An 11,377-nucleotide genomic window follows, 5' to 3' on the forward strand; every position below is an offset into this window, starting at 1 on the left:
CATCGGCAGGGGCCTGTCAGGGTTGACATTTCGCCCCTGCGCCCCAGTTTTCAACCAACGGAATTTCCAACGAAAGAAGGTCGATCGGATGGCAAATCAGGGCCCCTGGGGCGGAGGCGGCGGAGGAAACGGCGGCCGGGATGACGAGGATCGCAACAAGCGCCCTGCAAACCGCCCCTGGGGGGACCAGCAGCCGCCGAACGGATCGCGCCGCCCCGGCCCCGGGGGTGATCCCCAGCGGCCCGAGATCGACGACCTGATGAAGAAGGGGCAGGAACGCCTGCGCGTTCTGATGGGCGGTCGTGGAAATGGCGGCGGCACGGGCGGCGGCGGAGGCGGTCGCGGTCCGGTGGGGCCGAACTTCGGCATGAACCGGTCGACCCTGACGGTGGCAGGTCTGGCTGCGGTCGCCCTTTGGGCCTTTGCCAGCTTCTACCGGGTGCAGACCAACGAACAGTCGGTCGAGTTCCTGTTCGGCCGCGCGGTCGCCGTGGGCACCGAAGGCCTCAACTTTGCGCCTTGGCCGGTGGTCACGGCCGAGGTCGTGCCGGTCACCAACGAACGCGTGACCGAGATCGGGACCGGCCGGGCCGGTCCGATGGACAGCGGCCTGATGCTGACACGCGACCAGAACATCGTGGACATGGAATACCAGGTTGTCTGGAACATCCGTGATCCGCAGATGTACCTGTTCAACCTGGCCGATCCCGCCGACACGATGCGGGCCGTGGCCGAGTCCGCGATGCGCGACATCATCGCGCGGACCGAACTTGCGCCGATCCTCAACCGGGATCGTGGTGCCATCGCGTCGGACCTTCAGGAGGCCGTGCAGGCTACCCTGGATGCCTATCAGTCGGGGATCAACGTGATCCGCGTCAACCTTGACCGCGCCGACCCGCCCGAAGAGGTGATCGACAGCTTCCGTGCCGTTCAGGCCGCCCAGCAGGAACGTGACCGTCTGGAGAAGGAAGCGGATGCTTATGCGAACCGCGTTCTGGCACAGGCGCGCGGTGACGCCGCGCAGTCCTTGGAACAGGCCGAGGGTTACCGCGCCGAGGCGGTCAACACCGCCGCCGGCGAGGCGTCGCGCTTCAACTCGATCTATGAGGAATATATCAACGCCCCCGAGGTCACGCGGCGCCGCATGTATCTGGAAACCATGGAGCAGGTGCTGGGTGACGTGAACAAGATCATCCTGGGCGAAGGCCTGAACGAGGGTTCGGGCGTGGTGCCTTACCTGCCGCTTGACCAGCTGCGTGGCGGCGCGGGCAATGCCTCGGGCAATAACAACCTGCCGGGTGGCAGTGCCGCGGCAGGCGGTGCCGGAACGGCGCCGCAGACCGGCACGGCTCCGGCTCTGACGACCACTGGAGGGACGAACTGATGGCAGTCCGCACAAAAACCCTCGGCGCATTGGCGATCCCGGCATTGATCGCCGTGGCCGTTCTTGTGGCCTCGTCTCTTTTCATTGTGGACGAACGCGAAAAAGCGCTGGTCCTGCGCCTGGGGCGCATCGTCGATGTGCAGGAACAGCCCGGCCTCGGCTTCAAGCTGCCCTTCGTGGACAATGTCGTGAAATTCGACGGACGTATCCTGGGGCTGCCCACGAGCCCGCTGGAGGTGACGCCGCTGGACGACCGCCGCCTGGTGGTCGATGCCTTTGCCCGCTGGCGGATCACCGATCCGGTCCGCTTTCGTCAGGCTGTCGGCACTGCCGGCATCCAGGCGGCGCAGATGCGGCTGGAGCCGATCGTCCGCAACGCCATCCGCGAGGTTCTGGGTACCGTGCCTTCGACGCAGGTGTTGTCGGACGACCGCACGGCGCTGATGAACCAGATCCGCGACGAAGCGCGCAACAACTCGTCCGGTCTTGGGATCGAGATCATCGACGTCCGCCTGACCCGCACCGACCTGCCCGAGCAGAACCTGAACGCCACCTATGGCCGGATGCGGGCCGAGCGGGAGCGTGAAGCCGCCGACGAGATCGCCCGCGGTAACGAGGCCGCGCAGCGGGTTCGCGCCGCTGCCGACCGGACAGTGGTTGAACTGACCTCGGAAGCGCGCCGCCGGGCCGAGATCGTGCGAGGCGAAGCCGATGCGCAGCGCAACGCAATCTATGCCGATGCCTATGGCCGAGACCCCGAGTTCTTTGCCTTTACCCGCTCGCTGACCTCGTACCAGCGCGCCCTGCGCGGCAACAACAGCTCGATGGTCATCCAGCCGGACAGCGAGTTCTTCTCGTACCTGTCCAGCGACGGGGCAGCGGGGGCCAGTCCCGCCGCGACGCCGGTGCCGCCTGGCAATTCGGCGCAAGCGGTGGACGTGCCCGAAGTGGGAACAACCGAAGAGGAAGAGGATCTGGTGACCCCGGAGGTGACCGATCGTGAAGGCAACCGTCTGGGCGAGGCTGCGGGCGTGCGCCTGACACCCTTGCCGGAAAACCTGACGGCCCCGCCACAGGAGCAGTCCGAGATCCTGTCGCCGGACGCGTCTATTCAAGACGCGCCCGCTCAGCCGGCTCCTGCGGAACCGCAGGAAGCTCAGGGAGAGGAGGCGCAGGCCAACCCGCCTTTGGACGAGAATACCGAGGCGCCTGCCGAGGCTCCGGCACAGACCAACTGAAGGCAAGCGGGCGAAGGCACCACCTTCGCCCGTTTCTGCAACAAAAATCACGATGTGTTCACGGCACGAGAGCGTGGTTTATTTGCAACGGCTTCCTAAATCGCGTTGATAACCCTGTGGCGGCCCTTGGTAAGATCCATCCTGCCGCCTCCGACAGATGAGGTCATCCAGCATGAAAACGCTTTTCCCTCGCCACCTCCTGACTGCATCGGCCTTGGCGCTGGTGGTCGGACTGGGGCATGCGGGCGCCCAGCAAGTGGTCGATCCCGCCAACACCGATGTGTCGCCGCAGGTCAGCCAGGAGGCGCAGGACGCAGCCAACAACAACCAGCCGCTCGGGGCCGAAACAGGCGAAGCGCAGGCTGCACAGGTCATGCCCGGCAGCTTTGCCGATCTGGCCGAGCAGGTCTCGCCTGCGGTCGTGAACATCACCACCACCTCGGTCGTGTCGCAGCCGACCCAGGGCGGCGGCCCGGTCTTTCCGGAAGGCAGCCCATTTTCGGATCTGTTCCGCGAATTTGGCTTTCCCGGAGCCCCGGGCGGTCCGGAAGGCATGCCCCGGCAGCGTTCGCCCCAGCGTTCCAATGCCCTCGGCTCGGGCTTCGTAATTTCGGCTGACGGGTTCATTGTCACCAACAATCATGTGATCGAGGGTGCCGACCAGATCGAGGTCGAGTTCTATTCGGGCCAGCGGTTGCCGGCCGAAGTGGTGGGCACGGATCCCAATACCGACGTGGCGCTTTTGAAGGTCGAGAGCGAGGAAGCGATCCCCTTTGTCCGCTTTGGCGACAGCGATGCGGCCCGCGTCGGCGATTGGGTCCTGGCCCTTGGCAACCCGCTGGGGCAGGGCTTCTCGGCCAGCTCGGGCATCGTTTCGGCCCGCAACCGCGAATTATCGGGCACCTATGACGATTATCTGCAGACGGATGCTGCCATCAACCGCGGCAACTCGGGCGGACCGTTGTTCAACCTCGATGGCGAAGTGATCGGCGTGAACACCGCGATCCTGTCGCCCAATGGCGGCTCGATCGGGATCGGCTTCTCGATGGCGTCGAATGTGGTCTCGCAGGTGGTGTCTCAGCTGCAGGAATTCGGGGAAACCCGGCGCGGCTGGCTGGGTGTGATGATCCAGGATGTCACGCCCGAAATGGCCGAAGCGCTTGGTCTGTCCGTGACCGGCGGTGCAATGGTCACCGATGTGCCCGAGGGTCCGGCACGCGATGCAGGCCTGCAGACGGGCGACGTGATCACGCGCTTTGCCGGTGAAGAGGTCGAAGACACGCGGGGGCTGGTCCGTCGCGTGGCCGAAGCGCCTGCCGGCGAGAGTGTCGAGGTGGTCGTCCTGCGGGAAGGCGATCCGGAAACGCTGAACGTGACGCTGGGCCGCCGTGAAACTGCGCAAGGCGGTGAACAGTCCCCGGCCACGGAAGAACCGGCGGAAACGGATCTGCTGGGCATGTCCGTCACGGCCCTGACGCCCGAGATGGCGACCGAACTGGGTGCTCCGCAAGGGGCGCGGGGTCTGGTCATCACCGGCATCGATGCCGAAGGTCCTGCCGCCGAGAAGGGGCTGGCTGCGGGCGACATCATCAGCGAAGTGAACCAGCAGCCGATTGCCAGTGTCTCGGACCTGCGTGACCGGGTCCAGGAAGCGCGCGATGCCGGCCGCCGCTCGGTGCTGATGCTGATCCGCCGCGGAGGCGAGCCGCTGTTCGTGGCGCTGCCGCTGGGAGAGGCGGAGGAAACGGCCGAGTAGGACGGTCTTTCGACAAGGGCGCCTTTGGGTGCCGGAAGGGGGCGGCCGAGGGGCTGCCCCTTTTCAATCCGGATGCGATCACCTAACTGCGGCAGGAAACAAGGGAACCAGCGACATGGCCAAGATCACCTATATCGAGCACAACGGCACTCGCCACGACGTGGATGTGCGCCCTGGCATGACCGTCATGGAGGGTGCGCGCGACAATGGCATCCCCGGGATCGACGCCGACTGCGGCGGCGCCTGCGCCTGCTCGACCTGCCACGTTTATGTGGATGCGGCCTGGACGGACAAGCTGCCCCCGCGCGATCCGATGGAAGAGGACATGCTGGATTTCGCCTATCAGCCCGACCCCGAGCGCTCTCGCCTGACCTGCCAGATCAAGGTGACAGAGGCGTTGGACGGTCTGGTCGTGCAGATGCCCGAACGCCAGATCTGACCGCACGGGGCTTTCGGGACTGGCTAACGGCTGCCGGACTTGCGGCCACTGCGACACGGGACTAAAGCCGTGACGGATTTGCACTCTGCGCAGGGTTTCTGCGCCAAAGGAGGTTCCGTTGAACGGTCTGGCACGTGTCTCGCGCTTGGTGGGCAACAGTTTTGCGCTCTGGGTGCTGCTGTTCGCCATTCTGGGGTTCCTGTTCCCCGACGTGTTCCGGCAGCTGACGCCCTGGATCGTGACCCTGCTGGGCATCATCATGTTCGGGATGGGTCTGACCATCTCGGGCAGGGACTTTGCCGAAGTGCTGCGCCGGCCGTTCGACGTGGGGATTGGGGTGGTTGCCCAGTTCCTGATCATGCCGCTTCTGGCCGTGGTCCTGACCCGCCTGATCCCGATGCAGCCCGAAGTGGCGGCCGGCGTCATCCTCGTCGGATGCTGCCCGGGCGGCACGTCCTCCAATGTCATGACCTATCTGGCCAAGGGTGATACCGCGCTGTCGGTCGCCTGCACCAGCGTCACCACCCTGATGGCCCCCATCGTCACGCCTTTCCTCATGCTGATGCTGGCGTCAGAATACCTGCCTGTCGATGCCGGTGCGATGTTCCTGTCGATCCTCAAGGTGGTGCTGTTGCCGCTGGCCCTTGGCTTTGCGGCGCAGCGGCTTGTTCCGGGGCTTGTCCGGGCGGCGGTGCCGATGCTGCCGCTGGTTAGCGTGACGGGCATCGTGCTGATCGTGGCGGCGGTGGTCGGGGCGTCCAAGGGCGCCATCGTCCAGTCGGGGCTGATGATCTTTGCGGTTGTGGTGCTCCACAACGGTTTGGGCTATGTAATCGGCTTTCTGGCGGCCCGCGCGGCAGGTTTGGACCTGCCCCGGCGCAAGGCCATCGCCATCGAGGTCGGGATGCAGAACTCGGGCTTGGCGGCTGCGCTGGCGACGGCCTACTTTTCGCCGCTTGCTGCTGTTCCAGCCGCCATCTTCAGCGTTTGGCACAACATTTCCGGCTCTATCGCGGCAAGCGTCTTGGCCCGGATGGACAGGCGATAGATCCCTGTCCCTTCAGTTGCTGAACGCGTTGATCAGGTTGATGACCGCCAGCACGCGTTGCGTCTGGCGGTCGACCCGATAGGCCTGATCGCCGTCGCGATAATAATCCCAGCCTGCCCGACCATCCAGTCCATAGCGGCCGGGATCGGTGATGCCGGTATAGCGTCCCGCATTCAGCCGGTCGCCCACGCGGAGATGGTGGTCCTTTTTCGCCTGGCCCGGCGGCGCGCAGCGTGGCGATTTCTTGGCCAGACCCGGCGGACAATGTTCGGCCCGCCCATGGCCGCGATCGTCGTGTTGACGGCCGCGGCCGGAGTCGGCGATGGCCGTGGTCGCCATCATGGTGGCAAGAACCACAAGTCCGGTGGTCCATCGGGTGCGGAATGTCATGGCTGCTCCTCCTGAAGGCTGCGCTTCCTGAACGCCGAATGGGCAGGATGTGCAACGGTAAGAATATTCACAAGTTGCGGCGCACGAAATCAGCAGGACAAATGAAAAGAGGCCCTGAGGGGCCCCTTGAAGCATCCAAAAGAGGAGCGGTCGGTCAGGCGGCTTTCTGGGCGTCCAGATCGCTGATCACCACGCGCGGGCTCTCGCTGCGGGTATAGTAGCCATACATCTGGTCCAGCACGGCATCCGCTTCGGCGCTGCGCTTTCGGGCAGCCAGGCTGAGCGGTTTGTTCTGGGCTTCGGTCATCATCATTCTCCGGGTTCGGGTCGGTCCCTCCCACGGGCTGTACTTATGGGGGCAAAGGCTGAAATGGAACCGCCCTGACGTCAGGTCAGGGCGAGTGCAGGGCAGCCATGCGTCTGGAACAGGTCAGCCCAGTTGCAGCATCCGGTGTTTCTTGCGTCCGACCGAAATCTTCACGCCCTGCTTCAGCGCACCCATGTCCACAACCATTTGCGGATCCGTGACGGGCTCGTTGTCCATGCGCAGGCCGCCTTCGGCAATCAGGCGCTTGGCCTCCTTGCCGCTGGAAAGCAGGCCGGATTGGACAAGGGCCTGCGCGATCGTCAGCCCTTCGATGGCCGCGCCTGCCGGCAGCAGCGCCACCTCCAGATCGCCGCCGGCGCCGCCTTGCTCGAACACCTCGCGTGCGGTCGCCTCGGCGCTGGCGGCGGCATCCGCGCCGTGCAGCAGGGCCGTGACCTCGTTGGCCAGCCGGACCTTGGCCTCGTTGATCTCGGCGCCCTGCAGCGCACCCAGACGGTTGCATTCCTCGACAGGAAGCTCGGTATAAAGCTTGAGGAAGCGGCCCACATCGGCGTCCGTCGTGTTGCGCCAGAACTGCCAGAATTCATAAGGTGACAGCATGTCGCCGTTCAGCCAGACAGCGCCGCCTGCCGACTTGCCCATCTTGCGCCCGTCGCTGGTCGTCAGCAGCGGAGAGGTCAGGCCCCAGATCGTCCGGTCGTCCACGCGGCGCGTCAGGTCGATCCCGTTGACGATGTTGCCCCACTGGTCCGAACCGCCCATCTGCAACTGGCAGCCATAGCGGCGGTTCAGTTCCAGAAAGTCATAGGCCTGCAGGATCATGTAGTTGAATTCGAGAAAGGACAGCGACTGTTCGCGGTCCAGCCGGGATTTGACCGACTCAAAGGACAGCATGCGGTTCACGCTGAAATGCCGCCCGATGTCGCGCAGGAAGGTCAGGTAGTTCAGGTCGTCCAGCCATTCGGCGTTGTTCAGCATGGTCGCGGCGTCCGCGCCATAATCCAAATACCGGGCAAAAACCCTTTGCATGCCGTCGATGTTGGCCTGGATGGCTGCATCGTCCAGCAGCGGGCGTTCGTCGCTGCGGAAGGACGGATCGCCCACCTTGGTCGTGCCGCCGCCCATCAGCGTGATCGGGCGGTTGCCGGTCTTCTGGAACCAGCGCAGCATCATGATGTTCAGCAGATGGCCCACATGCAGGCTGGCCGCCGTCGCGTCATAGCCGATATAGGCGGTGACAGGCCCCGCCAGCAGCGCCTGGTCCAGGCCCTCGTAATCCGTGCAATCAGCCAGATAGCCGCGTTCGGACATGATGCGCAGGAAGTCGGACTTGGGCTGGTGGGTCATGGGCTTCATCCTTCTGATCGGGCGCGATATACAGGCTGGGGCGGTAAAGGAAAAGGCGCGATGATCCGGGCTTTGGGGATGATGTCGGGCACGTCGCTGGACGGGATCGACGCGGCAATGGTCACGACTGACGGGGTGCGTATCGGATCATTCGGTCCGACGGCCTTTCGCGCATACACAGACAACGAGGCGGCCGTGCTGCACGGCGCCTTGGGGCTTTGGGCCGATGCCGCGCCCGTGCCCGAAGTCGCACGGCTGATCGTGGAAGGGCACGCCCAGCTCGCACAGGGCTTCGAGGATGCGCAACTGATCGGGTTCCACGGGCAGACACTGGCCCATGACCCGCATGGCCGCGGAACGCATCAGGCGGGCTCCGGCGCGGATCTGGCGCGGGCCACAGGGCGCCGGGTTGCCTGGGACTTCCGCTCGGAGGATGTGCGGCAAGGAGGCGAGGGCGCGCCGCTCGTGCCCTTCTTCCATTGGGCCTGCGCGGAATGGGCCGTGGGGCAGGGACACCTGCCCGCTGCGCCCGTGGCCTTCCTGAACCTGGGCGGGGTCGGCAACATCAGCTGGGTCGACCCGCGCATGCCCGCCCCCGAGTTTCCTGGGGCCTGCGTGGCCTTTGACACGGGACCCGCAAACGCGCCCATCAACGACCTGATGCGCGCCCGCCGTCATCAGACCCGGGACGAGGGCGGCGCGCTGGCCAGGCAGGGATGTGCCGATAGCACCATCGTTTCGGGGTTTCTTGATCATCCGTATTTCGCACGGCCGGCGCCCAAGTCGCTGGATCGCGATCAGTTTGCCGATCTGCTGCCGGCGGTGGCCAGGCTTTCCGATGCCGACGCAGCGGCAACGCTGGTGGCGGTGGTGGCCGGTTCGGTTGCGGCAGGCATGCGCTGGCTGCCTGACCAGGCGTCGCGCCTGCTGGTCTGTGGCGGTGGACGGCATAATGCCGCACTGATGATGTCCTTGTCGACGCGGCTGGACATGACGGTTCAGCCGGTCGAATCCGTCGGTCTGGATGGCGACATGCTGGAAGCGCAGGCCTTTGCCTGGCTGGCCGTGCGGGTTCTGCGGGGGCTGCCGACCTCTGGACCCATGACCACGGGTGTGCCCGCGCCTGTGTGCGGCGGACGCATCAGCAATCCGTGAGCAGGCCCGAAAATGCGACCTTGGGCGGAACGCAGACCAGACAGACGCGTTGAGAAGGCGATGATGACACAACAATAGTGTTATCGAAACAATGCTTTGAAACGGAGTCTTCACATGAAATCCCTCATGATCACCGCCGCCACCCTCGCCCTTGCCACCCCCGTGTTCGCGCAAGAGGCCACCACGCCGCCGGCAACCGATGCAATGCCCGCTGAAACGATGCCCGTCCAGAATGACGCTGCAACCGGCACCATGCCTGCCGATGGCATGACCACCACGACCACCGAAACGATGCCTGCAGATGGCATGACGACAACTGAAACCATGCCTGCTGGCACGATGACGACCGACATGAGCGACACCGAAGTGGCGCTGTCGGCCACCAATCAGGGTGTGACCGCGTCTTGGCTGGAAGGCCGCTCGATCTATACGACAAATCAGCCGTCCTCGACCGCATGGACCGACGTGACGGGCGATGCCGTTCCGAGCGAATGGAACGAGATTGCCACCGTCTCCGACCTGGTGATGACGCAGGAAGGTGAGCTGGTCGGTTATATCGCCGACATCGGCGGATTCCTGGGCTTGGGTGCCCACACCGTTCTGCTGGACCGCGACGCCCTGCACATGGCGCAGTTCGGTGACGATGCCGTTCTGGCGACCAACTATTCCCAGGAAGAGCTGGAAGCACTGCCGGAATTCGAGACGGACAGCGTTCGTAACTGATTCCTTCCTCTCCTCACGAACTGACATGACGGGGTGCCCTGAAGGGCGCCCCGCTTTTTGTGGTGGGGAACCCGGTTTCACGTTGGATGGTTGAGCATGGGGCCTAGGGGCCTTTTTCAACACTCAAGGAGGATCTGATGGCCAGACATCTGCTGGGAACTGCCGCCACGCTGGCCCTGCTGACGGGGCCCGCGCTGGCTCAGGAGCAGGCCAGCCAAGGAAGCACCGTCACGGTTCAGCAATGCGCCCCGGTCATTTCCGTGACCCAAACGCCGCCGACCGTCACGGTCACCCTGTCAGAGGACGGAACATCGGAACCGACAGTGACCGTCACGCAGTCCCCGCCCGAGGTGACTGTCGAGAACTGCGCCCCCACCATCAGCGGTCCTGACGGAGCGGAAATGGCGGTCGAGATCGTCGAAGCGGAACCTAACATCTCCATCATTGCGGCCGATACGGCAGAATTGACCGTTTCCCGTATGGGTGCGGAGGAGGCCGGCGCCGAGGGTCAGGCCGCCGCCGCCATCCCTGCAGCACCTGAAAGCACCGGGACGACCGACGATCCTGTCACTGCCGATGCTCCGGAATCATCCAGCAGCCAGACCTCCACTTCGACGCAGGCTGCCCAGAATGCCGATGCGTCGCAATCCTCCGAAGCGGCCAATCAGGCGATGGGAGACACTGACGAGGGCGCCCCCGCCACGGCCGGCGCGCCCGCCACTCAGCCTGCCACCGAGGAAACCGCGGGCAGCGGGAGCATCACCGAAACCCATGGTGCCGACAACAACACTGCCGTGGGGCAGGGTCAGGCTGGTGCCGAGAGCCAGCAGTCGGACAACGGCGAAGAGCCTCCGGCAACCGAGGCTTCGGTGGCCGAGGAAGTGTCGCCCGTCAACAATGACGCCGGGGCTTCGGATATCGGATCGATTTCCGGCGAGACCACGGCGCCTGCCGACATGCCCGACGCCGGGAATGCCGGGCCGGAACCCCGGGACGTTGCGGCCGGGTCCGACGAGGCGGCAGCCGACACGGCGGCCGCAGGCGCTCCGCCGAGTGCCGGCGAAGTGACGGCAGCGGCAAACGCCATCGCGCTGCGTGAAGGCAGTGCCGTGGTCGAGGCCGACGAGGTGATGGCCGAAGGCATGGACGGCACGCCGGTCTACAGTGCCGATGACGAGGAAGTTGGCACCATCGAGCAGTTCGACACGAATGTGCAGGCCGCCATCGTCGGTGTGGGCGGGTTCCTGGGGCTTGGAGAACGCTCGGTTGCGTTGCCGTTGGACCAGATGTCCTTCCAGCGCGACGACGCGGGGGAATTGCGCGCCTATATCGCCGTTCCCTCCAGCGAGATCGAGAATTTGCCCGAACATCAGGCGGCTGAATAATCGTTTCAGGCGCGCAGGAGGGAAGGCTGCATGTCCCCTTGCGCAAAACTGGCAGAATCTTTGCGCGCGCCCTTGACGGGGGCGCGCGTGCTGCGTAAACCCCGCTTCACCCCGGCAGGCGAACGGTCGGGGGATGAGTTGGGCGGTTGTAGCTCAGTTGGTTAGAGTACCGGCCTGTCACGCC

11 protein-coding genes are annotated in these 11,377 nt (G+C 65.0%); 8 read left to right on the plus strand and 3 right to left on the minus strand.

All coding sequences use genetic code 11. The features are described from left to right. Positions 1 to 88 precede the first annotated feature (88 nt). The 5 genes from hflK to ACLHHB_RS13350 all read left to right on the plus strand — a co-directional run bounded on the left by hflK (position 89) and on the right by ACLHHB_RS13350 (position 5,865). Positions 89 to 1,384, plus strand: coding sequence for an FtsH protease activity modulator HflK (gene hflK / locus ACLHHB_RS13330; protein WP_410218767.1), 1,296 nt, complete (start codon positions 89 to 91; stop codon positions 1,382 to 1,384). Next, complete coding sequence (gene hflC / locus ACLHHB_RS13335; protein WP_410218768.1) at positions 1,384 to 2,622, plus strand: protease modulator HflC; 1,239 nt, start codon at positions 1,384 to 1,386, stop codon at positions 2,620 to 2,622. The genes hflK and hflC overlap by 1 nt, the downstream gene beginning before the upstream one ends. Before the next feature lie 373 nt (positions 2,623 to 2,995). Then, positions 2,996 to 4,378, plus strand: a complete 1,383-nt coding sequence (locus tag ACLHHB_RS13340) for a Do family serine endopeptidase (protein WP_410218778.1) — start codon at positions 2,996 to 2,998, stop codon at positions 4,376 to 4,378. A gap of 115 nt (positions 4,379 to 4,493) precedes the next feature. Beyond that, positions 4,494 to 4,817, plus strand: a complete 324-nt coding sequence (locus ACLHHB_RS13345; protein ID WP_410218769.1) for a 2Fe-2S iron-sulfur cluster-binding protein — start codon at positions 4,494 to 4,496, stop codon at positions 4,815 to 4,817. Between the two features lie 118 nt (positions 4,818 to 4,935). Next, positions 4,936 to 5,865 (plus strand): bile acid:sodium symporter family protein, encoded by a 930-nt coding sequence (locus ACLHHB_RS13350; protein WP_410218770.1) that lies wholly within the window; start codon positions 4,936 to 4,938, stop codon positions 5,863 to 5,865. Positions 5,866 to 5,877: 12 nt separating this feature from the next. On the opposite strand, the gene ACLHHB_RS13355 is transcribed toward ACLHHB_RS13350, so the two are convergent. From ACLHHB_RS13355 to tyrS, 3 genes are all read right to left on the minus strand, one after another. Next, complete coding sequence (locus ACLHHB_RS13355) at positions 5,878 to 6,255, minus strand: hypothetical protein (protein ID WP_410218771.1); 378 nt, start codon at positions 6,253 to 6,255, stop codon at positions 5,878 to 5,880. A gap of 154 nt (positions 6,256 to 6,409) precedes the next feature. Beyond that, positions 6,410 to 6,562 (minus strand): hypothetical protein, encoded by a 153-nt coding sequence (locus ACLHHB_RS13360; RefSeq protein ID WP_410218772.1) that lies wholly within the window; start codon positions 6,560 to 6,562, stop codon positions 6,410 to 6,412. Positions 6,563 to 6,685: 123 nt separating this feature from the next. Beyond that, positions 6,686 to 7,930 (minus strand): tyrosine--tRNA ligase, encoded by a 1,245-nt coding sequence (tyrS, locus tag ACLHHB_RS13365; protein ID WP_410218773.1) that lies wholly within the window; start codon positions 7,928 to 7,930, stop codon positions 6,686 to 6,688. Positions 7,931 to 7,990: 60 nt separating this feature from the next. On the opposite strand from tyrS, the gene ACLHHB_RS13370 reads away from it, so the two are divergent. The 3 genes from ACLHHB_RS13370 (at position 7,991) to ACLHHB_RS13380 (ending at position 11,193) form a co-directional block, all read left to right on the plus strand. Continuing rightward, positions 7,991 to 9,085, plus strand: coding sequence for an anhydro-N-acetylmuramic acid kinase (locus tag ACLHHB_RS13370; RefSeq protein WP_410218774.1), 1,095 nt, complete (start codon positions 7,991 to 7,993; stop codon positions 9,083 to 9,085). Positions 9,086 to 9,199: 114 nt separating this feature from the next. Beyond that, positions 9,200 to 9,808 carry a hypothetical protein gene (locus tag ACLHHB_RS13375; RefSeq protein WP_410218775.1) on the plus strand — a complete coding sequence of 203 codons (609 nt, stop codon included), beginning with the start codon at positions 9,200 to 9,202 and terminating at the stop codon, positions 9,806 to 9,808. A gap of 137 nt (positions 9,809 to 9,945) precedes the next feature. Continuing rightward, positions 9,946 to 11,193 (plus strand): PRC-barrel domain-containing protein, encoded by a 1,248-nt coding sequence (locus ACLHHB_RS13380; protein ID WP_410218776.1) that lies wholly within the window; start codon positions 9,946 to 9,948, stop codon positions 11,191 to 11,193. Positions 11,194 to 11,377 lie beyond the last annotated feature (184 nt).

The sequence above is a fragment of the Paracoccus sp. (in: a-proteobacteria) genome, from assembly GCF_046462195.1.
Taxonomy (GTDB): domain Bacteria; phylum Pseudomonadota; class Alphaproteobacteria; order Rhodobacterales; family Rhodobacteraceae; genus Paracoccus.